The sequence below is a fragment of the Streptomyces sp. HUAS CB01 genome (assembly GCF_030406905.1).
Classification (GTDB): Bacteria; Actinomycetota; Actinomycetes; order Streptomycetales; family Streptomycetaceae; genus Streptomyces; species Streptomyces chengbuensis.
Window position 1 is genome coordinate 2,465,758 of record NZ_CP129137.1, and the last position, 23,572, is coordinate 2,489,329.

Here is a 23,572-nt window from a genome sequence, read left to right on the forward strand (position 1 = left end):
GCGCGGCACGGGACCTTCCTGGATCCCACGATTCCAGGCGTATCAGCACGCACCCGAGCGTTCCTGCCCGTCTGCACCACCGGCCCGGACCGGATGTCCCGGAGGGCCTGGTCACACGGCCCGGCGCGACCGGGCCCGGGCGCGGTGTCAGCGCAGGGCCAGGACCTCCCGGGCGGCACGCTCACCGGAGCGCACCGCGCCCTCCATCAGCCCGTGCATCTGTGTCGCGGTCTCCGTACCGGCCCAGTGGATCCGGCCGACCGGCTCGCGCAGCGCACGGCCGTAGCTCGTGAGGGCGCCCGGCGGGAAGTGGCCGATCATCCCGCCCGCGGACCAGGCCTCGGCGGACCAGTCGGTCTCCAGGTATCCGAGGGGGTGCAGAGCCTCCGGCCCGAACCGCTCCGCCAGCGCGTGCAGCCACACGTCCCTGCGCTCCTTGGGGTCCAGCCGGCCGAGCCGTACGGCCCCGGGACCGAAGGCGTAGCTGCTCAGCACGCCGGGCCGGCCCCCGGGCGGGGTCTGGTCGATGGTGACGGGGACGGCCGACAGGGGGGCGAGCGTCTGCCCGGAGAGCCCCTGGCCGCGCCAGAACGGCTCGGGGTACGAGGCGTGGACCCGGATGATCGACCCGGGCGTCATCCGCTGCCGCAGATGGCCGGCGGCGGGCGGCAGCGCGGGTTCGAACAGGATGCGCCCGGTCAGGACCGGCGGAACGGCCACGATCACCCGGCGCGCCCGCACCGTCAGCGCGTCCGTGCTCACCTCGACGTCGTTCCCGTTCTGGACGATCCGCCGGACCGGACTGGCCAGGCGTACGGCGTCGCCCAGCCGCTCGGCCATCCGCCGGGCCAGCTCCGGGGTCCCGCCGTCGAGGAGATGGGTCTCTGTCCTGTCGCTGTCGGTGTAGTAGTCGAACCCTCCGCCGCCCCGGGCCAGGACGAGCGCGCCCAGGAGGGAGACCTCGGCGGGATCGGTGCAGAACAGCAGGCTCATCGTCGCCTTGAGGACGGTGTGCGCCGTCCCGGAGGGCACGTTGACCGGATCGGCGAGCCACTGGCCGAGGGTGCGGGCGTCGAGCGCCCGCGCGTTCCGGGCCAGCCAGGGGGCGTCGACGGGGAGCCGCCGCGCGATCGCGTTCAGCCGTGCGAGGGCCAGCCCCAGGGAGGCCAGCGTGCCGGGTCCGGCCTTGGGGATGCTCCCCCGGTAGCGGTGTTCGACGCCGTCGAGGCGCAGGACGTGGTCGCCGTCGTGGTACTGCGGATACGCGCGGAGCCCGTGCTCGCGGGCGAGCCGGAACATCCGCGCCTGGCCGTCACCGAGCCAGGTGCCGCCCGCCGAGACGACGGTGCCGTCGGGCAGCTCCCGGTTCCACACCCGCCCGCCCACGCGGTCGCGGGCCTCGAGCACGATCACCTCCCGGCCCGCGTGCGCCAGGTTCCGCGCGGCCGCCAGACCCGCGAATCCGGCACCCACCACGCACACGTCCACCGTCGCCTGCTCCATGACGCACCTCCACCGTGCAGCCTCGCCCGCCGGGGGCCTCGGCGCTCGGTGGGTGCACCGCCCGTGCTGCCGTTGGGGCCGTCCGGGCGACCGCGACACGCCGACGCCCGGCGCCCGGCGCCCCGGCTCAGGTGGCCCGCGCCCGTCCCCGCCGCCGCCTGCGCCTCCGTCCCCGCCTCCGGGTGCGCCCTCGGCCCTGTCTCCGACCTGACTCCGGGTGCGCTGCCGCTGCCGGACGCGAGGTGCGGGTGGGGCGCGCCGGGCCGGGAGCCGCGGCCGGGTCGTCAACGGCCCCTATCGGGCGGGAAGTTACCTGTGCCACGTTTCCGCCGCCGTTTGAACAGGCGCTCGCGGCCCCTCGTTGACCCCGGTAACCGGTGACCCACCCAGACCGGTGAGTGAGCGAGGTCCGCACATGCCCAGGTCCCTTCCGCACCGCACCCGGCTCCGCCCCGCGTCCGCGGTCCGCCGTCCGGCGTGCCCGGCGAGCCGCGGTGCCGGCCCGCGGCTCCCGTACTGAGCGGCCCGCCCATGGACTACTGCGCACCCTGCCACCGCACCCTCAACGGCGCCGTGACGTGCCCCGAATGCGGTGCCTACGACCCGGCGATGACACCCACGGGTGAGATCCCGGCGGTCACGACGGCGATGACGGAGACCGGCCCCGGCGGGGAATCGGCGCCCGACGGGCCGCCGGACGCCTTCCCCGCCACACCCCCGGCCCCGGCCCACACGGCCACGGCGCCCGCCCCTGCCCCTCCGGCCACGGACCTCCCGGCCCCGGCCCATACGGCCACGGATGATGTGGCAACAAGTCGTGTGGCAACAGGTCATGTGACGACGGGGCGTGTGGCCGCCGCACATGTGGCTTCCGACCACCGCCCCCGTCCACGGCGGTGGAAGAGGTACGGGGGCCGGACTCTCGCCGCTGCCGCCTTCGCGGTACTGGGCGGCCTGGGCACGTCCTCTCTGCTGGCGGACGGTTCCGCCGGCCTCCCGCAGGCCGCGCCGAGCCCGGATCTGGCGTCCTCCGACGAGCCGACGGAACGCGGCACGGCCCGGCCGGGCGCGTCGGCTCCTCCGGAACGTCCGGCGACGCACCCCGCCAGGGGAGGCTCCCGGGAACGCAAGGGCCGTGTGCCCGGGACACCCCGGGCCACGCCCACTCCCCCGGAGTCCCCTCCCGCCCGCACCCCGGATCCCGTCCCCGACTCGACTCCCCCGCCCGAGACCGCCGGCCCGAGCGCCCGCCCCTCCACCGGCCGCCCGGGCTCGTCGACCTCGCCGACGGCTCCCACTTCGCCGAGCCCCAGCGGCAGTACGGGCGCCGCCTCGCCCACGGGCAGCCCCACGCCCAGCACCACGGAGGTGCCGGTGACCGAGGCACTGAGGGAACGGGCGCCGCTCCCGGCGGGCGCGCGCCGGAGCATCGTCGGCGGTGCCGCGCTCACGGGGAGGTGACGGGCCCACGGAGCCGCCTGGTAGAGGAAGTCCGCCTGGTAGAGGAAGTCCGACGGAATCGGTGCCCTCGGCGCGCCTCGCCCACTCGGCGAGGCCCGGGGGGCACCCTTGTCTCGGCAGGTCGCATCGTTTCTGCTACCTGCGGCGCTCGGTGGGGCGGGTGGGACTCGAACCCACGGCCGACGGATTATGAGTCCGCTGCTCTAACCGGCTGAGCTACCGCCCCCAACGGCGCGTCGCGCACATTTGTGCGCGCCGTCTGCCGCAGCATAGCCGCTCATACGATCTCCTGCTTCGGATGGTCGGCAACGCCACGATCATGAGGACTGCCCTGCCGGCCGCCCGGTTCCCCACCGGCACGAGGACATGAAAAAGGACCCCGAAGGGTCCTCTTCCGCTTCTGCTCCCCCGGCTGGACTCGAACCAGCAACCCTCCGGTTAACAGCCGAATGCTCTGCCAATTGAGCTACAGGGGATCGCGCTCCCCCGACTGGACTCGAACCAGTAACCTGCCGGTTAACAGCCGGCTGCTCTGCCAATTGAGCTACAGGGGATTGTCGCGTGTGCACCGAACGTACCTACCCCGGGCGTTCCCGGGCGGCGCGCGCTCGCTGCGACACATACATTAGCGCAAGCAGGGGGGTGCTCCGCCAATCGGTTCCCCCCGGTGACCACGCGGTGAGCCCCGGGCAGGTGCGCGGGGGTGATCGCAGGGTGATCTCGGGGCCGTGCGGGTAGGCGAGCACCACAACCTCACGGTCCGTATCGAAACGGCGTCGGCGACGACGCCTGCGAAGGGTGGCAGCCATGCGCTACCGGCTCACATTCATGGCCGGACTCGGTGTGGGATACGTGCTCGGCGCCCGGGCCGGGCAGGAGCGGTACGAGCAGATGAAGAAGGCGGCACGGGAGTTCGCGCGGAACCCGGCCGTGCGGAACGCGGCGGAGTCCGCCGCGCAGACGAGCCGCGAGGTGGCGGGCAAGGCGCTGCACGTGGTGAGCGACAAGGTCGGGGACCGCATTCCCGACACGGTGGCCGAGCGGGTGCGGTCGCTCCGGGAACGGAGTCGGAGCGGCGAGGACGACTGGGGCACGAGCAACACGTAGCCACCGGGCGGTCCCGGCCCCCGGCCGCACACGAGCCCCGCGTCTTCCGGCGCGGGGCTCGTGCCGTCACCACGGGGCGGGCCTGTCCCGGTCCCCGCCCACCGGCGCACGGCACGCCCGGCGGTACCGAACCGGCCCGCCGGTGCGAGGGCCACCGGTCGGCACCCCCGGTCGCCGCGAGGGGCCACCCGGCGAGGCCCGCCCGCCGCATGAAAGGCGCCCGGCGGCACGAACGCCGCCCGGCGGAGCCCGCCGGCCGCCGCGAACCGCCCGGCCGAGCCCCCGGCGAACACGAAGGTCACCGGGTGGCGCTCCGCGCGGCCTCCCGGAGCCTCCCCGCCGACACGAGTCCCGCGCGCGTCCGGCCGGCGCGCGGGGCCCGGCACGCTCCGCCGTGCCCCGTTCGCCGGCCCTCGGCCGTGGGAGTGGCGCGAGTGCGGCAGAATCTGAGGGCATGGGGATAGTCGCCGGGCTGGACAGTTCGTCCGCGTTCACTCGCATCGTCGTCTGTGACGCGGACACGGGCGCCGTGCTGCGCCAGGGATACGCACCGCATCCCGTCGAGGCCAAGGCCACCGACGTCGATCCGCAGGCATGGCTGCTGTCGCTGGGGGAGGCCGCGGCCGGCGGGCTCCTCGAAGGCGTGCAGGCCATCGGCGTGTCCGCCCAGCAGCACGGGCTGATACCGCTGGACACGTCCGGCACTCCGGTGCGGCCCGCGATGGTCGGGAACGACAAGCGGGCCCAGGCGGCGGCGGCCGATCTGGTCGAGGGGTTCGGCGGGCGGCAGGCGTGGGCCGAGGCCGTGGGCTGCGTACCCCAGTCCGGGCTGCCCGTCTCGAAGCTGCGCTGGCTGGCGCGGACCGAACCGGAGGCGGCCCGGCGCACCGCACTGGTCCTCCAGCCGCACGACTGGCTGGTGTGGCAGCTGCTCGGCCGGCCGGCGCGGCGGACGACGGACCGCGGTGCGGCGTCCGCGACCGGCTACTGGTCCGCGGGCACCGGCTCGTACCGACCCGATCTCGTCGAGCTCGCGCTCGGCCACCAGGCGGCCCTGCCCGAGGTGCTGGGCCCGTCCGACGCCGCCGGGACGACCCCGGAGGGCCTGCTGATCTCGGCCGGCACCGGCGAGACCATGGCGGCCGCGTTCGGGCTGGGCCTCGGGACCGGCGACGCGGTCGTGTCCCTCGGAGCCACCGGTTCCGTGATGGCGATCCACCACGAGGCGCTCGCGGACCCGTCCGGGATGATCACGTCGTTCGCCGACGCGACCGGGATGCATCTGCCGGTGGTGCACACGCTCAATGCCGTGCGCGCACTGCGCGGCACCGCCGAGATGCTCGGGGTCGAGAACCTGTCCGAACTGTCCGCGCTGGCCGTGAAGTCCACCCCGGGCTCCTCCGGTCTGGTGCTGCTGCCCTATCTGGAGGGCGAGCGCACCCCGCACCTGCCGCACACCGCGGGCACCCTGACGGGACTGCGGCGCGAGTCGATGAAGCCCGAGCACCTGGCTCGTGCCGCGTTCGAGGGCATGCTGTGCTCGCTGGCCGACGCGCTGGACGTCCTGCGCGGGCGCGGCGTGGTGGTGCGCCGGGTGTTCCTGCTGGGGCAGGCCGCGGAACTGCCGGCGGTCCAGGCGGCCGCACCGGCGATCTTCGCCGCACAGGTCGTCGTACCGCAGCCCGCCGACTACGCGGCGCTGGGCGCGGCCCGGCAGGCGGCGTGGGCGCTCGGTGCGGCCCAGGGGACACTCGCCCCGCACGCCCCGCCGTCCTGGCAGGGCGCGGCCGCGCAGGTCTTCGAGGCGGGTGACGAACTCGCCGTCGGCCAGGCGGTGCGCCAGCAGTACGCGGCCACGCGCGAGCAGATCCACCCGGGTGCGTTCAACCCCTGATCGAGGGGCGACGCCTCGTCACGGGCCGGCCGGCGGGCCGTCCGGGAACGGGCCCCGGCCGGGCGGCGGTCCGCCCCGGAAGGTGCCCGGCCGGGCACCGGGGCCGTGCCGGCGGGACCGGGCCCGCGGGCGTCCCACCCGCCGTCCACGGGGGCGTTCTTGACCGGGCCTTGGCCAAAACCCTTGGGCGAGCGGTGGCCCGGTGGCGGAGTATGGGGGCGACCCCCCGAATGCCGCCGAACCGAGAGACAGCCGCGCGTGCTCATACGACTCCTCCGGACGTTCCTGCGTCCCCACCGGCAGGCGATCACCCTGCTGGTGACGCTGCAACTGCTCCAGACCAGCGCCACGCTCTATCTGCCCACACTGAACGCGGACATCATTGACAACGGTGTCGTCCAGGGTGACACGGGATACATCCTGACGTTCGGCGCGCTGATGATCGGCGTCAGCGTCGTCCAGGTCGTGTGCAACATCGGGGCCGTCTACTACGGCGCGCGGACCGCCGCCGCGCTCGGACGCGACGTGCGCGCCGCCGTGTTCGACCGCGTCCAGTCGTTCTCGGCGCGTGAGGTGGGGCACTTCGGCGCCCCGTCCCTCATCACCCGTACGACCAACGACGTCCAACAGGTCCAGATGCTGGTGCTGATGGCGTTCACGCTGATGGTGTCCGCGCCGATCATGTGCGTCGGCGGCATCGTGCTCGCCCTCTCCCTGGACGTCCCGCTGTCGGCGGTGCTGCTCGCGGTCGTACCGGTACTCGGCATCTCCGTGTCACTGATCGTCAAGCGGATGCGGCCGCTGTTCCGGACCATGCAGGAGCGGCTCGACACGGTCAACCGGGTCCTGCGGGAGCAGATCACCGGCAACCGCGTGATCAGGGCCTTCGTGAAGGACGACTACGAGGAGCAGCGCTTCCGCGGGTCGAACACCGAGTTGACGGACGTGTCGATGGCGACGGGCCGGCTGATGGCGCTGATGTTCCCCATCGTGATGACCGTCGTGAACGTGTCGAGCATCGCGGTCGTCTGGTTCGGCGCCCACCGCATCGACAGCGGCGGGATGCAGATCGGCGCGCTCACCGCGTTCCTCGCGTATCTGATGCAGATCGTCATGGCCGTGATGATGGCCACGTTCATGTTCATGATGGTGCCCCGCGCCGAGGTGTGCGCCGAGCGCATCGAGGAGGTCCTGGCCACCGAGTCCAGTGTCGTGCCCCCGGCCGCGCCGGTGCGGGAGACGGCGCGCCACGGCCATCTCGAGGTCCGCGGCGCCGACTTCCGCTACCCGGGCGCGGAGGAACCCGTGCTGCGCGGGGTGGACCTGGTGGCCCGGCCCGGTGAGACGACCGCGGTCATCGGCTCGACGGGCAGCGGCAAGTCGACGCTGCTGGGGCTGGTTCCGCGGCTGTTCGACGTCACGGGCGGCGAGGTCCTCGTCGACGGGGTGGACGTACGGGAACTGGACCCGGTGCTGATGGCGCGCACCGTCGGACTCGTGCCGCAGAAGCCGTACCTCTTCTCGGGAACGGTCGCGACGAACCTCCGCTACGGGAACCCCGACGCGACCGACGAGGAGCTGTGGCGGGCGCTGGAGGTCGCGCAGGCCGCCGACTTCGTGCGCGAACTCGACGGCGGGCTCGACGCGCCCGTCGCCCAGGGCGGTACCAACGTGTCGGGCGGCCAGCGGCAGCGGCTCGCGATCGCGCGCACGCTGGTGCAGCGGCCGGAGATCTATCTGTTCGACGACTCCTTCTCGGCGCTGGACTACGCGACCGACGCGGCGCTGCGCGGTGCGCTGGCGCTGGAGACGGCCGAGTCGACGGTGGTGATCGTCGCGCAGCGGGTGTCGACCATCCGCGACGCCGACCGGATCGTGGTCCTCGACGAGGGCCGGGTCGTCGGCACGGGCCGCCATCACGAACTGATGGCGGGGAACGACACGTACCGGGAGATCGTCCTCTCCCAGCTGACCGAGGCGGAGGCTGCCTGATGGCCGGTCCTGGCGGACGCATGATGATGGGCCAGTCCGGCGAGCGGTCCATGGACTTCAAGGGCTCGGGGCAGCGTCTGCTGCGGCAGCTGCTGCCGGAGCGGCGGGCCCTGTGGGTGATGGTCGCGTCCGGTGTGCTGAGCGTCGGGCTTTCGGTGGTCGGGCCGTGGATCCTCGGCAAGGCGACCGACCTCGTCTTCGCGGGTGTGGTGGGCCGGGAGATGCCGGCCGGGCCGTCCCGGGACCAGGCCGTCGAGGCGCTGCGCGAGCGCGGTGACGGCGGGCTCGCGGACATGCTGTCCGGGGTGGACTTCACGCCCGGCCGGGGCATCGACTTCACGGCCGTCGGCGAGGTGCTGCTCGTGGCCCTCGCCGTGTTCGCGGCCGCCGGTCTGCTGATGCTGGTGTCGACGCGGGCGTCGATCCTGGTGATCAACCGGACCGTGTACCGGATGCGCGAGGACGTGCAGGCGAAGCTGGCGCGGCTGCCGCTGTCGTACTTCGACAAGGCCAGGCGCGGTGAGGTGCTGAGCCGGGCGACGAACGACATCGACAACATCTCGCAGACCATGCAGCAGTCGATGGGCCAGCTCATCAACTCCCTGCTGACGATCGTCGGCGTGCTGGTGATGATGTTCTGGATCTCGCCGCTGCTGGCCCTGGTCGCGCTGGTGACGGTGCCGCTGTCGGTGGTGGTGGCCGCGAAGGTCGGCAAGCGGTCCCAGCCGCAGTTCGTCCGGCAGTGGCAGTCCACCGGCCGGCTCAACGCGCACATCGAGGAGATGTACACCGGCCACACGCTGGTGAAGGTCTTCGGGCGCCAGGGGGAGTCGGCGGAGGACTTCGCCGAACAGAACGAGGCGCTGTACGAGGCCGGGTTCCGGGCGCAGTTCAACAGCGGGGTCATGCAGCCGCTCATGTTCTTCGTCTCCAATCTCAACTACGTGCTGGTGGCGGTCGTCGGCGGGCTGCGGGTCGCCTCCGGCACGCTGTCGATCGGCGACGTCCAGGCGTTCATCCAGTACTCGCGCCAGTTCTCGATGCCGCTGACGCAGGTGGCGTCGATGGCGAACCTGGTGCAGTCCGGGGTGGCCTCGGCCGAGCGGATCTTCGAGCTGCTGGACGCCGAGGAGCAGGCTCCCGACCCGATCCGCGGGGCCCGTCCCGACGAACGGCGGGGCGCGGTCGAGCTGGAGAAGGTGTCCTTCCGCTACGACCCGCAGAAGCCGCTCATCGAGGATCTGTCACTGGCGGTCGAGCCCGGTCAGACGGTCGCGATCGTCGGCCCGACGGGGGCGGGCAAGACCACGCTCGTCAATCTGCTGATGCGCTTCTACGAGGTGACGGGCGGCCGGATCGCCCTGGACGGGATCGACGCGGCCACGATGTCCCGGGACGACCTGCGGGCCGGGATCGGGATGGTGCTGCAGGACACCTGGCTGTTCGGCGGCACGATCGCGGAGAACATCGCGTACGGCACCTCGCGCGAGGTCACCCGGGAGCAGATCGAGGAGGCGGCGCGGGCGGCGCACGCCGACCGGTTCATCCGGACCCTTCCGGACGGCTACGACACCGTCATCGACGACGAGGGGGCCGGCGTCAGCGCCGGCGAGAAGCAACTGATCACCATCGCGCGGGCGTTCCTGTCCGACCCGGTGATCCTGGTGCTGGACGAGGCCACGAGCTCGGTCGACACCCGCACCGAGGTGCTGATCCAGAAGGCGATGGCCCGGCTCGCCCACGGGCGTACGTCGTTCGTGATCGCGCACCGGCTCTCCACCATCAGGGACGCGGACGTGATCCTGGTGATGGAGAACGGCTCGATCGTCGAACAGGGCACGCACGACGAGCTGTTGTCGGCGGACGGCGCGTACGCGCGGCTGTACGCGGCGCAGTTCGCGCAGGCCGTCGCCGAGGTCGACTGAGCCGGAGCGGTGCCGGGCCCCGTCGGACCCTTCTCGCAGGGGGCTCGGCGGGGCTCAGTCCAGGTAGCCGCGCAGCTGGTCGGCGTAGGCGTGGTCACGCAGCCTGCCGAGCGTCTTGGACTCGATCTGGCGGATGCGTTCGCGGGTGACACCGAAGATCCGGCCGATCTCCTCCAGGGTGCGGGGCCGGCCGTCGGCCAGTCCGTAGCGCAGCTGGACGACCTTGCGCTCGCGCTCGCCGAGTGTGGAGAGGACGGCTTCGAGGTGTTCCCGGAGCAGCAGGAACGCGGCGGACTCCACCGGTGACGCGGCGTCGCCGTCCTCGATGAGGTCGCCGAGGGCGACGTCGTCCTCCTCGCCGACGGGCGCGTGGAGCGACACCGGTTCCTGGGCGAGCCGCAGGACCTCGCCGACGCGTTCGGGGGCGAGATCCAGCTGGGCGGCGACCTCTTCGGCGGTCGGCTCGTAGCCGCGCTCCTGGAGCATGCGGCGCTGGACCCGCACGACGCGGTTGATGAGTTCCACGACGTGGACGGGCACCCGGATGGTCCGGGCCTGGTCGGCGAGGGCCCGGGACATGGCCTGGCGGATCCACCAGGTCGCGTACGTCGAGAACTTGTAGCCGCGCGCGTAGTCGAACTTCTCCACCGCGCGGATCAGTCCGAGGTTTCCCTCCTGGACGAGGTCGAGCATGGTCAGTCCGCGGCCGACGTACCGCTTGGCGACGGACACGACGAGCCGCAGATTGGCCTCGATCAGCCGGCGCTTGGCCATCCGGCCCATGACGACGAGCTTGTCGAGGTCGAGGGCGAGCTGGGAGTCCAGGTCGGGGGTGCTGCCCAGCTTCTCCTCGGCGAAGAGGCCCGCCTCGACCCGGCGGGCGAGCTCCACCTCCTCGGCGGCGGTGAGCAGCGGGATGCGCCCGATCTCCCGCAGGTACTGCCGGAACAGGTCGGACGAGGGGCCGGTGCCGCCGGAGTCCGTGCGGGCGGGCGGCTCGGGGGGATCGGGCTGCTCGGACAGTTCCGCCGGCCCGGGGCCGTCCTCCGCCGCTGCCGTGCCGTCCGGCACCGGCGGCTGCTCGTTCTCGGGGTGGTGCGCTGCCCGGCTCTGCGGCGGGACCGCCGCGACCGGTTCGGCTTCGGTCAGGGTCCGGGTCTGCACGGGAGCGACCTCCAGGGTGGGGGCTGCCGGTCGGGGGGCAGGCGGCAGCGGGACGGGGACGGCGGCCGGGCCGCTGTCCGTCCCGTACACGATGAGCGGATCCGCGGGATTGGATGGCCCACCTGCCGTGGGCCGGCCGCGCTCCGGGGACTCAGGCACCGCACCCCAGTGTGGGGTACGACACATCACTGCCACGAGGGGCGTGCGGTGACTTTTTGCGTCCGGTCCGTGACCGCGCGGTTACCGGCGGGCGGTCGGGTACGGGGGCGGGGTGCGGGGGCGGTCCCGGCGGCGTACGTGCAGCGCGGGTCCGGGCCACGCGTCCGGGCGCCGCGCGTCCCGCCTGTGCGCGGCCGGCCTGCGGCGCGTGCGGACCACGGCACGTCCCGGCGCAAAGCGCGTCCGGGCACGGCGCGTCCCGCCTGTGCGCGACCGGGCTACAGCGCGTCCGCGCCGCGGTTGCGGAGCGACTGGGCGTACTGCTGGAGCACCCACAGCTCGTTCTGCACGGCGGCGATCTGTTCGGGGTCCGCGTGGGCGCCGAGGCGGGCGAGGGTGCCCTGGACGTCGCGGATGCGGCGGTCGACGGCGCGCAGCCGGACCTGGACGAGCTGGACGCCCGCGTAGCTCTCGTCGACGGTCCTGGAGTGGACGGCCTCCACGGCGAGTTCGGTGACCATCGCGCGGACGGAGTCGTCCGGCGCGGCCTCCCGGACGCGGGCCAGATAGCCGGGCGGATCGGGGACGCCGAACTCGGCGCCGCCCGCGTCGGCGATCGCCTGGCGCACCGCGGCGTACGGGGGCGCCGTGAACTCGTCCGCCCCGTAGGCGTCGAACGCCGGCGAGACCAGCTCCGGGTGCTGGAGCGCGAGCTTCAGCAGCTCGCGCTCGGTCCGGTGGGCGGGGCTGCGCAGATTGAGCGCCGGCCCGCCGGGCCGCGGCGAGGGGGGTGCCGCGTCGTACGTCCGGGTGTGGCGCGCGGGGGCCGGTCCCTGGCCGCCGCCGCTCCCCCGCTCCCGTGCCCACCGGGCGAGCTGGCCGACCCGGCGGACCACGAACTGGGTGTCGAGGATGCCGAGCAGACCGGCGAGCTGGACGGCCATCTCGTGCTGGGAGGCGCTGTTCTTGATCCGCGCGACGATGGGCGCCGCCTCGTCGAGGGCGGCGGCGCGGCCGACCGGGGTCTCCAGGTCGTACGTCTTGACGATCTGGCGGATCGCGAACTCGAACAGCTGGTTGCGCGGCTCGGCCAGCTCCCGCACGGCCTCGTCGCCCTTGGCGAGCCGCAGGTCGCACGGGTCCATGCCGTCCGGGGCGACGGCGATGAAGGTCTCCGCGGCGAACTTCTGGTCGTCCTCGAAGGCCCGGAGCGCGGCCTTCTGGCCGGCCGCGTCACCGTCGAAGGTGAAGATCACCTTGGCGCTGCCGTTGTCCATCAGCAGCCGGCGGAGGATCTTGATGTGGTCGCCGCCGAAGGCCGTGCCGCAGGTCGCGATCGCCGTGGTGACACCCGCGAGATGGCAGGCCATCACGTCCGTGTACCCCTCGACGACCACGGCGCGGCTGGACTTGGCGATCTCCTTCTTCGCCAGGTCGATGCCGTAGAGCACCTGGGACTTCCGGTAGAGCGCGGTCTCCGGGGTGTTCAGGTACTTCGGGCCGTTGTCGTCGTCGCGGAGTTTGCGCGCGCCGAATCCGACGACATCGCCGGAGATGTCCCGGATGGGCCACATCAGCCGGCCGCGGAAGCGGTCGATGGGACCGCGGCGGCCCTCCTGGGACAGTCCGGAGAGCAGCAGCTCCTTGTCGGAGAAGCCCTTGCCGCGCAGGAAGCGGGTGAGGTGGTCCCAGCCGGCCGGGCTGTAGCCCACGCCGAAGTGCTGCGCGGCCGCCTGGTCGAAGCCGCGCTCCGCGAGGAACTTCCGGCCGATCTCGGCCTCCGCGCCGTCGAGCTGCTCCTCGTAGTACCGGGCCGCGATCCGGTGGGCCTCGACCAGCCGGATGCGCTCGCCGCGCTGGTGGGCCGGGTTGTACCCGCCCTCCTCGTAGCGCAGGGTGATGCCGGCCTGGGCCGCGAGGCGCTCGACCGCCTCGGAGAAGGACAGGTGGTCGACCTTCATCACGAAGGTGATGGTGTCCCCGCCCTCCTGGCAGCCGAAGCAGTGGAAGAGGCCCTTGCTCGGACTGACCTGGAAGGAGGGGGACTTCTCGTCGTGGAAGGGGCACAGGCCCTTGAGGTTGCCGCCGCCCGCGTTGCGCAGCTGGAGGTACTCGGACACGACGGAGTCGATGGGGACCGCGTCCCGCACCGCCTTCACGTCGTCGTCATTGATCCTTCCCGCCACGCGTCAAGCTTAAGGGGCGGGTGGGACAGCTCCGAGCGGAGTGCCCGGGTCGGCGAGGGCGTCCGTGTCCACGGCGCTGCCGGAGCGGATCAGGTTCTGCATGTCCTCCGTGACGTCCCACACGTTCACGTTCATCCCGGCGAGGACCTTCCGGTCCTTCAGCCAGAAGGCGATGAACTCGCGCTTCCCCGCGTCGCCGCGCAGCACGACCTGGTCGTAGGTGCCGGGCGGGGCCCAGCCGGAGTACTCCATGCCGAGGTCGTACTGGTCGGAGAAGAAGTACGGGATCCGGTCGTAGGAGACCTCGCGGCCGAGCATGGCGCGGGCGGCGGCGGGGCCGCCGTTCAGCGCGTTGGCCCAGTGCTCCACCCGCAGCCGGACGCCGAGCAGCGGGTGGTGCACGGCCGCGATGTCGCCGGCGGCGTAGATGTCCGGGTCGGAGGTGCGCAGGGAGGCGTCCACGGCGACGCCGCCGCCGTGCGCCCGGTCGACGAGCGCCAGTCCGGCGGCCTCGGCGAGGCCGGTGCGCGGGGCGGCGCCGATCGCGGCGAGGACGCTGTGGGCGGGGTGCTCGTCGCCGTCCTCGGTACGGGCGGCCAGCACCATGCCGTCCTGCCCGACGATCTCGGTGAGCCGGCTGCCGAAGTGGAAGCGGACGCCGCGCTCCCGGTGCAGATCGGCGAAGAGCTGCCCCAGTTCGGGGCCGATGACCTGGTGCAGCGGGGTGGGCTCGGGCTCGACGACGGTGACCTCGGCACCGTAGCCGCGGGCGGCGGCCGCCGCCTCCAGGCCGATCCAGCCGGCCCCGGCGATCACCAGATGGCCGTTGTCACGGCCCAGAGTGGCCAGAACCTGACGCAGCCGGTCGGCGTGGGCGAGCCGGCGCAGATGGTGGACGCCGGCCAGATCCGTGCCCGGCACCTCGAGCCGGCGGGGCTCGGCGCCGGTGGCGAGCAGCAGTTTGTCGTAGTGGACGGTGGTGCCGTCGCCGAGCAGTACGGACCGGCCCTGCCGGTCGACGGCGGTGACGGACTGGCCGAGATGCAGCTCGACGTCGTGCCGGGCGTACCAGGCGGGCTCGTGGACGAAGACGACGTCGCGCTCCTCCTTGCCGGTCAGATATCCCTTGGAGAGAGGCGGCCGCTCGTACGGGTGGTCGCGTTCGTCACCGATGATGATCACCCGGCCGGTGAAACCCTCGGCACGGAGGGTCTCCGCGGCCTTGGCCCCGGCGAGTCCCCCGCCCACGATGACGAATGTCCGATGTGCGTCGACCACTTGTTGCCTCCCTGTTCACGGCCGGAGGTCCCGGAGGTGTCCTCCGGGATGACACAGCACGCTACGCCGCCTTTCTGCGAGCGTCCCGCACGGAGCGTGGTGGCGGAAGAGGGGGCGCCTCGGCGGGCGTAGCGGAACGGCTGGATCCGACCCCCGTGATCGCCGGGAGTACGCATGACCCGGCGCCGGTCCGCGGCGCTGCGGGGGGCGGGACACGGGCCGGACGGTCGGTGGGCCCGGGGCCGAACGCGGGTCCGGCGGGCAGGCCGGGGCGGCGGGGCCGGACCGGGCAGCGGGGCCGGGCCCGGGCCGCACCCGGCCCGGGCGGGCCGGGCGGGGACACGGGCGGTCGGCCGCCCCTCGGATCCCCGGGCCCGCGGTCGTGGCCGGGGCCTCCCCGCTCACCGCCCGTGCGGGCGCAGCCGGCTGTGCAGGGCCCGGGCGGAGGCGTCGGTGAGGGAGGCGATCTGGTCCACGATGACGCGCTTGCGGGCCCGGTCGTCGGGGGCGTCGTCGAACATCGCGCGGAACTGCGGGTCCAGGCCCTCCGGCGCCCGGGCGGCCAGGGCCTCGGCCAGCTCGGCGACGACGACGCGCTGGTCGGCGCGCAACGCCTCCTGCTCCGCGCGCTGCATCACATAGCGGTCGGCGATCGCCTTGAGGACCGCGCACTCCAGGCGGGCCTCCTCCGGGACGACCAGCTCGGCGGCGTACCGGGTGAGCCTGCCGGTGCCGTACGCCTGCCGGGTGGCGCCCTCGGCGGCCAGGCAGAACCGGCCGATGAGCTGGCTCGTGGCGTCCTTCAGCCGGGCCTGGGCGACGGCCGAACCGTCGTAGCCGTGCGGCCACCACTCCTGGTCGACGAGGCGGTCGAGGGCGGCCGCGAGGGCCTGCGGGTCGGTCTCCTTGGGGACGTAGCGGCCGACGGCGACCGCCCAGATCTCGCCGCGCTCGGTCTCGGACAGCAGCACGTTCGGGTCGATGTGGCCGGCGTGCAGACCGTCCTCGAAGTCGTGGACGGAGTACGCCACGTCGTCGGACCAGTCCATGACCTGGGCCTCGAAGCACTTGCGGTGTCCCGGGGCACCCTCCCGGACCCACGCGAAGACCGGCAGGTCGTCCTCGTACACGCCGAACTTCGGCGAGCCGGGTTCGGTGGGGTGGCCGCCGCGGGACCAGGGGTACTTGGTGGCCGCGTCGAGCGCCGCCCGGGTGAGGTTCAGCCCGACGCTGATCAGCTCGCCGCCCGCGCCGGGGGCGGCGGAGGTGACGGTGCCGGAGCGGACGAACCGTTTCGGCTCGATCCGGGTGAGCAGCCGCAGCGACTGGGCGTTGCCCTCGAAGCCGCCGCAGTCCTCCGCGACGTCGTTGAGTGCCTGCTCGCCGTTGTGCCCGAAGGGCGGATGCCCCAGGTCGTGGGCGAGGCAGGCGGCCTCCACCAGGTCCGGGTCGCAACCGAGGGCCGCGCCCAGCTCCCGGCCGACCTGGGCGCACTCCAGGGAGTGGGTCAGGCGGGTACGGGGGCTGGGGTCCCAGGCCGCGCTGCGCGAGCCGGGCGTGACCACCTGGGTCTTGCCCGCGAGCCGGCGCAGAGCCGCGGAGTGCAGCACCCGCGCGCGGTCGCGCTGGAAGGCCGTGCGGCCAGGGCGCTTGTCGGGCTCGGGGGCCCAGCGCGCGGTGGCCGCGTCGTCGTACTCGCAGGGGTCGCAGGGGTTCGCGCAGTGATCGGTGCCGGTGTCCGTGGTGCCTTCCATGCACCCGACGGTAACGGCAGTCGCCTGGAGCGTGACTCAGGCGGTGACCAGCCGGCGCGGGTCGGACGCCGCGTGCGGGGCGTTCCGGGCGTCGTCGTAGCGCTGCAGCACGAGCCGGGCGAGCGCGGGGTGGGCGCCGAGCGGCGCGGCCGCGATCCACGGCGCCGCGCTCCGGGCGGCCGTGGCGAACCGGCCGGGCGCGGTGAAGTACGAGGCGAGCGCAACCCGGTGCCGGCCGCGCGCGGCCAGGGCGCGCAGCGCCTCGGGAACGGTGGGCGAGACGGCGGAGGCGTAGGCGGGGAGGACGGGCACCCCGCCGAGGCGTTCGGTGAGCATCGCCGCGGTACGGCGGGCGTCGTCGGCCGACGCGGGGTCGCGCGACCCGGCGGCGGCGAGAACCACCCCGGCGCCGCGGCCGCCGACCTCCGTACCGCCCCAGCCGGCCTCGACGAGCCGGTCGTGGAGCGCCTCGACGAGCAGGGGGTGCGGGCCGAGCGGCGGGGCGAACCGGGCCCGCAGCCGGGGCGCGGCGGCGACGGCGGCGGGGATGTCGTGCCGCACGTGGTGACCCCGGCCGAGCAGCAGCGGTACGAGCACCGCCTCACGGTCACCCAGCGCGGCGAGGGTGTCCGGCAGCAGCGGTTCGTCGAGCTCGATGTGCCCGAGCCGCACGTCCGTACCGGGGCGCAGCTCCCGCACCCGGTCCAGCAGCCGGTTCACGGTCCGCAGGGCACGGGGGTCCCGGCTGCCGTGCGCGACGGCGACGAGCACGGGGGCGGAGGGGCTGCCGGTGTGCCCGGCGGCCACGGGGTCCGTGAACGGGTTGCCCGCGGCGGCGGACGTGAGGCGGGGAGAACTCATGGGCCTGCGCACTCCGTTGAGCTGGACGTGACTGAGCTGTGCCCCGAGCTGCGCGGTGATGCGGGTGAGCAGCTGCGCGGTGGTGTCGAGGGGCAGCGGGATCGGGGCCAGTGACTCACGAGGGTGTGCCGACTCCGTCATGGACCGATCCTGACGGGCGCAGGTTGCCGCGTCGTTGCGCCGGGATGACGGGTGTTTACCGCGGCCTCACGGGGGCGCGCGGAGCGATGTCAGGAGCGGGACGCGCCTCCGTCGCGTGCACACGGGCGGACGGGGGCGCGGGGAGGGGTACCGGGAGCAGGACACCCCCCGGCCGCGGTCACCACACCCACCAGCAACACGCACACCGGCGCCGGGAGCGGGACGTGCCCCGGCCGTGCGTCAGCTCGCCAGCCACACCCGCAGTTCGGGACCCGGCACACAGCCCTGCCTGGCCGCCGCCGCCAGGTCCTCGCCGTGTTCGTAGCCGACGACCGGCATGCCCGGCCAGAGGCGGGCGACGGCGGCGAGACAGCCGGACCAGGCGCGGTCGAGGTCGCCGTCCGCGGCGAAGACGTTCGAGAGCCCGACGACCGACTCGCTGCGGCTGACGACCGCTCCGGCGACCGTGCGGCTGCCTCCGTCGGCGGTGCCGGCGAGGACGGTGACGGTGCGGTCGGACAGGAGCCCCGGGCGGAAGAGTCCGGTCAGTTCCGCGTCGCCGCCTGACCAGGCGACCTCCCAGCGGTCGAGGCTCGCAGCGGTCCGTACGGGGCGCCAGACGACGTCGTGGGGCGCGACCGGTGCGGCGAGCACGGCGGGGCGGTGGATCCAGCGCGCCTGGAAGGCCACCTCGAATCCGTCGGCCGTGAGGTCCAGCCGTCCGAAGCTGTCCTTGACCGAACAGCCCGCCCCCGTACGGTCGATGGGCCCCAGCACCTCCCGCGCCGTGGCGTCCGGGGCGAGGGTGACGGCGTCCGGGTACAGCGGCGGGGTGCGCCGCTCGCTGGTCCAGGCGCGATCGCCGAACACCCCGGGGATCCCGTGTGCGCGGCACATCGCATGGCACCATTCGGCATTGTTCCGGGCGGAGACAGCGATCATGGCTCGATCATGCCGTACTCCCCGGCGAACCGGCACCGTCTCCCGGAGCGGGGCCGTTGTTCCGCTCCTGTTTACGGCGTATGCAGGCGGCGCCCCCACCCCGAAGTGGTGAGCCGGCGAGTTCCCCCGCTCACATCGACCGGACGCGGCGAACCTTTGTGCCCCGCCGAACGTCGGAGGAAGTGAGCCGACGAACCAGGGGGTCATCGATGCGGAAGCTCTCGTCACGGGGGTCACGGGGGTCACGGGGGTCACGGGCGCTCCGGGCGCTCCGGGCGCTCCGGCTGCGCGGACTTCCGCCGCGCGGGGCCGCTCGGCGTGGGCTCGTCCGGCGTGGACCTGTGCCGGGCGGGAGCGGGCGGGCGCGCGGGCTCCTGCCGCGCGCGAGGGTGCCGGGCCGGCTGGTACCGGGCCGGGTCGTACCCAGGACCCGGCGCGGCCGGCGGCGGACCGTACAGGCGCTGATGCTCGCCGCGGTGTTCGCGCTCGCCCCGGCGACCTGGATGCACGCCGTGGCCGACAGCCGCACCGGCACGGTCGCCGACGCCCCCGAGCGCGAGGTCGCGGTGGTGTTCGGCGCCGGGCTGTGGAAGGGCCGGCCGACCCCGTACCTGGCGCACCGGCTGGACACCGCCGCGGAGCTGTACCGCGCGGGCAAGGTCAAGGTCGTCCTCGTCACCGGCGACAACAGCCGGGCGGAGTACGACGAGCCGGACGCGATGCGGGCGTACCTCGTCCGGCAGGGTGTGCCGGACGGCCGGATCGTCAGCGACTACGCCGGCTTCGACACCTGGGACTCCTGTGTCCGCGCCAAGAAGATCTTCGGCGTGGACCGGGCCGTGCTCGTGACCCAGGGTTTCCACATCAAGCGCGCGATCGCGCTGTGCGACGCCGCCGGGATCGAGTCGTACGGCGTCGGAGTCGGCGAGCCCCACGACTCGGTCTGGTACTACGGCGGCGCGCGCGAGCTGTTCGCGGCCGGCAAGGCGGCGCTGGACGTCGCGCTCCGGCCGGACCCGCACTTCCTCGGGCCCGAGGAGACGGGCGTGACCGAGGCCCTGGCCTCGGCGGGCACCGTGCCCTGAGCCGCTCACCGCCGCGCACCCGGCCCGGGGAGGGCCGCGTACCGAGGCCGTAATGCGGCGGGCCCGCCGCCGTAACACGAACGACGCACGCTGGTCGCATGTCCCACGCACCGGCCCCGGCCCCCGCCCCCGCCCTCGTCCCCACCCACTGCCCCTACTGCTCCCTGCAGTGCGGGATGAACCTGCGCGGGTCCGGGGAGACGGTCGAGGTCGTGGAGCGGGACGACTTCCCGGTCAACCGGGGCGCCCTGTGCGGCAAGGGACGTACGGCACCCGCGGTGCTCTCCTCCCGGGTCAGGCTGACCGGGCCCCTGGTCCGACGCCCCGCCACAGGCAGGCTCGAGCCGGCCACCTGGGAGGAGGCCCTCCGCGTCACCGCCGACGGGCTGCGCCGCACCCGCGCACGGCACGGGGCGGACGCGGTCGGCGTGTTCGGCGGCGGGGGCCTGACCAACGAGAAGGCGTACGCGCTGGGCAAGTTCGCGCGGGTGGTGCTCGGCACCTCACAGATCGACTACAACGGCCGGTTCTGCATGTCCTCGGCGGCGGCCGCGCACAACAAGGCGTTCGGGCTGGACCGGGGACTGCCGTTCCCGCTGGAGGACATCCCGCGCACCGGCTGTGTCGTCCTCGTCGGCTCGAACCTCGCCGAGACCATGCCGCCCGCGCTGCGCTACCTCACGGAACTGAAGGACAACGGCGGTTCGCTGATCGTCATCGACCCGCGCCGTACGAAGACCGCCGAGCAGGCCGATCTGCATCTCGCACCGCGCCCCGGCACCGACCTCGCCCTGGCGCTCGGCCTGCTGCACCTGGTGGTGGCACAGGGCCGCACGGACGAGGAGTTCATCCGGGAGCGCACGACCGGGTGGGAGGACGCCAGGGCGGCCGCGATGGCGCACTGGCCCGAACTCGTCGAACGGATCACCGGCGTGGGCGTGCCCCAACTGCGGGCGGCGGTGGCGCTGTTCTGCGACGCTCCCAACGCGATGGTCCTCACCGCGCGCGGACCGGAACAGCAGTCGAAGGGCACGGACACGGTCGGCGCCTGGATCAACCTCGCCCTCGCCACCGGGAACGCGGGCCGGCCACTGGCCGGTTACGGCTGTCTCACGGGCCAGGGCAACGGCCAGGGCGGTCGTGAGCACGGCCAGAAGGCGGACCAGTTGCCCGGGTACCGCAGGCTCGACGACCCGGCGGCGCGGGCGCACGTGGCCGGGGTGTGGGGCGTCGACCCCGACTCGCTGCCCGGCCCCGGCCGAAGCGCGTACGAGCTTCTCGACGCCCTCGGCCGGGACGTTCGGGCGCTGCTGCTGATGGGGTCCAACCCGGTGGTGTCCGCGCCCCGGGCCGCGCACGTGGAGGAACGGATCCGCTCCCTGGACTTCCTCGCCGTCGCGGACGTGGTGCTGTCGGAGACGGCGGAACTGGCGGACGTGGTCCTGCCGGTGACGCAGTGGGCCGAGGAGACGGGGACGACGACGAACCTGGAGGGCAGGGTGCTGCTGCGCCGCCGGGCGCTGACACCGCCGCCGGGGGTGCGCAGCGACCTGGAGGTCATGCACGGGCTCGCCGGGCTGCTGGGGCACGAGAAGGGGTTCCCCACCGACCCGGAGGAGGTCTTCGGGGAGCTGCGACGCGCCTCCTCCGGGGGACCCGCCGACTACGCGGGCATCAGCTACCGGCGGCTGGAGGAGGAGCAGGGCGTCTTCTGGCCCTGCCCGGAGACGGGCGGAGCCGCGGTGACAGCAAAAGGGCCTGCCGAGGAGCCGGACGGGCCCGCCGCGGACCCGGACGGGCACACCCGGCGGGCCGGCCGGCCCGCCGGGGGCCCGCATCCGGGAACGCCCCGGCTGTTCCTCGAGCGGTTCGCGACGCCGGACGGGCGGGCGAGGTTCGTACCCGTGGTGCACCGGGAGGCCGCCGAGCCGACCGACGCCGAGTACCCCGTCGTGCTGACGACGGGGCGGGTCGTGGCCCAGTACCAGTCGGGGGCGCAGACCCGCAGGGTCGACGAGCTGAACGCGGCGGCCCCGGGACCGTTCGTCGAGCTGCATCCGCAGCTGGCGGCACGGGTGGGGGTCGCGGACGGCGAGCCCGTGGCGGTGGTCTCGCGCCGCGGCCGCGCGGTCGCTCCGGCGCGGGTGAGCGAGGCGATCCGCCCCGACACCGTCTTCATGCCCTTCCACTGGCCGGGCGCGGGCCGCGCCAACACGCTGACCAACCCGGCCCTCGACCCGACCTCCCGCATGCCGGAGTTCAAGGTCTGCGCGGTACGCCTGGAGCGGGTGACGGCGTGACGGCGTGACGGGCTGAGACGACGTGCCGGGGTCACGGGGCTGCCTGGGGGACGCGGGCGGGAGCCCCGTGACCCCGGCGCGGCCCACCGGCGCGGCGCGCCGCGCCGGCCGGGGCGTCAGCCCCGTGCGGACCAGTCGCCTCCGGGGATCGGGGTGCCCTGCGCGCGCAGTTCGCGCGCCACCGGGCCCGCCGCCACGTACACCCAGGCCGGTACGGTGCCCGACGCCGTGTGGACGCGGCGCTCGACCCGTACGTAGAGATTGCGCGGGTCGCCGGGGCCGAAGTACTCCTCCAGGTGGTCCAGCACGGCTATCAGCTCGCCGTACCGCTCGGGCGCCGCGGTGACGAGTTCGCCGGTGACGACGCCGTCGCCCTCGATCGCGTACGGATAGCCAGGCCCCTCGTACAGGAGCGCGCCGCGCAACCGGGCGGGTTCCTCGGCCGAGGTGCGCCCGCGCAGGAAGAGGTCGTGGTTGTGCTCGCCCGCGCGCAGGGTGCCGTAGACGAAGAACGGCAGGCGCGGCTCCCGGTACCGGCCCGTCACGCCTGCTCCGCGGTCTCCGCCGCGATCCACGCCAGGTACCCCGCGCTGCCCCGCACGACCGGGGTCGCGATGATCTCGGGGGTGTCGTAGTCGTGGTGGGCGAGCAGATGGGTCTCCAGCGCCTCGTAGCGGTCCTCGGTGGTCTTGAGCAGGACCTGCCACTCCTCGCTGGTCTCGATGGCGTTCCGCCAGTGGTACACGGAGGTGACGGGCGCCGAGATCTGCGCGCAGGCGGCCAGCCTCGCCTCCACCGCGCCGCGCGCCAGTTCCTCGGCCTTCGCGGCGCTGTCGGTGGTGGTCAGAACGGTCAGGGCCCGGATCACGAACACTCCTCCCACGGCACGGACGGGTGGGTCCGCGCGGCCTGCGCCCCGGCGGGGGCCGGGCTCACGGCGGTACGTCTACCACTGACCGCGTCCGGTGATCCAGTGCCGGCCCCGGCCGGTGGTCCCGTGCCGCTCCCGGCCCCGGCGCATCGTGCCCGGCCGGGCCCGGCCGGGCGGCTGGGTGGCGCGCGGCCGGACCGGCGGGGCGCACCCGGGTCGTCCTCAGCCGCCGTACGGCCGCAGCGCCTTGGCCTCGCGCAGCGCGGAGCCCCACCAGGCGAGCTGGTCGAGCATCGTCTTGACGGCGGCCTCGGGCGCGGCCGGATCCCGGTGCCGGCCCTCGGAGTCGAACTGCTCACCGGCGTTCCGGAAGGAGACGGTGTCCCGGACGGTGACGGCGTGCATCTCGGCGAAGACCTGACGCAGCTGTTCCACCGCGCGCAGCCCACCGGACACGCCGCCGTAGGAGAGGAACCCGACGGGCTTGGCCTGCCACTCGGTGTAGTGCCAGTCGATGAGGGCCTTCAGCGCGGCCGGGAACGAGTGGTTGTACTCGGGGGTGAGGACGACGAAGGCGTCGGCGGCGGCGAGCCGGGGCGAGACCTTGGCGAGTTCGGCGCGCACGGCGGGGCGGGGGCTGCCCGACAGCGCGGTGGGGAGATCCACCTCGGCGAGGTCGACGACGTCGACGGTGAAGTCCTCGCGGGCGCCTGCCCGGACGAGGAACCAGTCGGCGACGACCGGGGCGAAGCGGCCCTCGCGGTTGCTGCCCACGACCAGGGCGAGCCGCAGCGGGGCGGCGGGGCCGGAGGCGGGGGCGTGCGACTCGGCCGCGGCGGACGGCGGCGCGGCGAGGGATGACGGGGCGGCGAGGGATGACGGGGCGGCGAGGGACGCCTGCGGGGTGATGTCCATGCCGATCAGCGTGATACGTAAACCTTTGTTGAGG

At 74.0% G+C, this 23,572-nt stretch carries 17 protein-coding genes and 3 tRNA genes; 7 read left to right on the top strand and 13 right to left on the bottom strand.

Annotation, left to right across the window (positions count from 1 at the left end; genetic code table 11):
- Window positions 1–147: 147 nt before the first annotated feature.
- On the bottom strand, window positions 148–1,503 hold the full coding sequence (locus QRN89_RS11005) for a flavin monoamine oxidase family protein (protein ID WP_290349176.1): 1,356 nt from the start codon (window positions 1,501–1,503) through the stop codon (window positions 148–150).
- 531 nt (window positions 1,504–2,034) lie between these two features.
- Here QRN89_RS11005 and QRN89_RS35810 point away from each other — a divergent pair.
- A complete protein-coding gene (locus tag QRN89_RS35810; RefSeq protein WP_435833247.1) occupies window positions 2,035–2,964 on the top strand; it encodes an SCO2400 family protein in 930 nt (309 codons plus the stop codon).
- Window positions 2,965–3,116: 152 nt separating this feature from the next.
- Here QRN89_RS35810 and QRN89_RS11010 read toward each other — a convergent pair.
- The 3 genes from QRN89_RS11010 to QRN89_RS11020 all read right to left on the bottom strand — a co-directional run bounded on the left by QRN89_RS11010 (window position 3,117) and on the right by QRN89_RS11020 (window position 3,518).
- Window positions 3,117–3,190: transfer RNA gene (locus QRN89_RS11010), tRNA-Ile, on the bottom strand.
- Window positions 3,191–3,367: 177 nt separating this feature from the next.
- Window positions 3,368–3,440, bottom strand: a tRNA-Asn gene (locus QRN89_RS11015).
- Between the two features lie 5 nt (window positions 3,441–3,445).
- A tRNA-Asn gene (locus tag QRN89_RS11020) sits at window positions 3,446–3,518 on the bottom strand.
- Window positions 3,519–3,771: 253 nt separating this feature from the next.
- On the opposite strand from QRN89_RS11020, the gene QRN89_RS11025 reads away from it, so the two are divergent.
- The 4 genes from QRN89_RS11025 (at window position 3,772) to QRN89_RS11040 (ending at window position 9,882) form a co-directional block, all read left to right on the top strand.
- Window positions 3,772–4,071 (top strand): YtxH domain-containing protein, encoded by a 300-nt coding sequence (locus tag QRN89_RS11025; protein WP_290349177.1) that lies wholly within the window; start codon window positions 3,772–3,774, stop codon window positions 4,069–4,071.
- A gap of 454 nt (window positions 4,072–4,525) precedes the next feature.
- Window positions 4,526–5,965, top strand: a complete 1,440-nt coding sequence (locus QRN89_RS11030) for an FGGY family carbohydrate kinase (RefSeq protein ID WP_290349178.1) — start codon at window positions 4,526–4,528, stop codon at window positions 5,963–5,965.
- Between the two features lie 258 nt (window positions 5,966–6,223).
- Entirely contained in the window at window positions 6,224–7,957 is a 1,734-nt protein-coding gene (locus QRN89_RS11035) for an ABC transporter ATP-binding protein (RefSeq protein WP_290349179.1), read from the top strand.
- The gene (locus QRN89_RS11040; RefSeq protein ID WP_290349180.1) at window positions 7,957–9,882 is read left to right on the top strand and encodes an ABC transporter ATP-binding protein; all 1,926 of its coding nucleotides are present in this window, start codon (window positions 7,957–7,959) and stop codon (window positions 9,880–9,882) included. The genes QRN89_RS11035 and QRN89_RS11040 overlap by 1 nt, the downstream gene beginning before the upstream one ends.
- A 54-nt stretch (window positions 9,883–9,936) precedes the next feature.
- On the opposite strand, the gene QRN89_RS11045 is transcribed toward QRN89_RS11040, so the two are convergent.
- The 6 genes from QRN89_RS11045 to QRN89_RS11070 form a co-directional block, all read right to left on the bottom strand.
- Window positions 9,937–11,205, bottom strand: coding sequence for an RNA polymerase sigma factor (locus tag QRN89_RS11045; protein ID WP_290349181.1), 1,269 nt, complete (start codon window positions 11,203–11,205; stop codon window positions 9,937–9,939).
- Window positions 11,206–11,483: 278 nt separating this feature from the next.
- Window positions 11,484–13,391, bottom strand: a complete 1,908-nt coding sequence (gene dnaG, locus QRN89_RS11050; RefSeq protein WP_290349182.1) for a DNA primase — start codon at window positions 13,389–13,391, stop codon at window positions 11,484–11,486.
- A gap of 9 nt (window positions 13,392–13,400) precedes the next feature.
- On the bottom strand, window positions 13,401–14,669 hold the full coding sequence (locus tag QRN89_RS11055; protein WP_290349183.1) for an NAD(P)/FAD-dependent oxidoreductase: 1,269 nt from the start codon (window positions 14,667–14,669) through the stop codon (window positions 13,401–13,403).
- A gap of 401 nt (window positions 14,670–15,070) precedes the next feature.
- Entirely contained in the window at window positions 15,071–16,423 is a 1,353-nt protein-coding gene (locus QRN89_RS11060) for a deoxyguanosinetriphosphate triphosphohydrolase (RefSeq protein WP_290349184.1), read from the bottom strand.
- 36 nt (window positions 16,424–16,459) lie between these two features.
- Entirely contained in the window at window positions 16,460–17,425 is a 966-nt protein-coding gene (locus QRN89_RS11065; protein ID WP_290349185.1) for a sirohydrochlorin chelatase, read from the bottom strand.
- 240 nt (window positions 17,426–17,665) lie between these two features.
- Window positions 17,666–18,367 (bottom strand): hypothetical protein, encoded by a 702-nt coding sequence (locus tag QRN89_RS11070; RefSeq protein ID WP_290349186.1) that lies wholly within the window; start codon window positions 18,365–18,367, stop codon window positions 17,666–17,668.
- Window positions 18,368–18,756: 389 nt separating this feature from the next.
- Here QRN89_RS11070 and QRN89_RS11075 point away from each other — a divergent pair, with 389 nt between their 5' ends.
- Window positions 18,757–19,452, top strand: coding sequence for a SanA/YdcF family protein (locus QRN89_RS11075; RefSeq protein ID WP_290349187.1), 696 nt, complete (start codon window positions 18,757–18,759; stop codon window positions 19,450–19,452).
- A gap of 98 nt (window positions 19,453–19,550) precedes the next feature.
- Window positions 19,551–21,752: a molybdopterin oxidoreductase family protein gene (locus QRN89_RS11080; protein ID WP_290349188.1), complete on the top strand. Its 2,202-nt coding sequence runs from the start codon at window positions 19,551–19,553 to the stop codon at window positions 21,750–21,752.
- A 116-nt stretch (window positions 21,753–21,868) separates the two neighbouring features.
- Here the strand turns inward: QRN89_RS11080 and QRN89_RS11085 are convergent, their stop codons facing one another.
- From QRN89_RS11085 to QRN89_RS11095, 3 genes are all read right to left on the bottom strand, one after another.
- Complete coding sequence (locus tag QRN89_RS11085; protein ID WP_290349189.1) at window positions 21,869–22,297, bottom strand: gamma-glutamylcyclotransferase family protein; 429 nt, start codon at window positions 22,295–22,297, stop codon at window positions 21,869–21,871.
- Window positions 22,294–22,626, bottom strand: a complete 333-nt coding sequence (gene cutA, locus QRN89_RS11090) for a divalent-cation tolerance protein CutA (protein ID WP_290353656.1) — start codon at window positions 22,624–22,626, stop codon at window positions 22,294–22,296. Before cutA ends, QRN89_RS11085 begins: the two co-directional genes overlap by 4 nt.
- A gap of 219 nt (window positions 22,627–22,845) precedes the next feature.
- Window positions 22,846–23,538: an NADPH-dependent FMN reductase gene (locus QRN89_RS11095; RefSeq protein WP_290349190.1), complete on the bottom strand. Its 693-nt coding sequence runs from the start codon at window positions 23,536–23,538 to the stop codon at window positions 22,846–22,848.
- Between the last annotated feature and the right edge of the window lie 34 nt (window positions 23,539–23,572).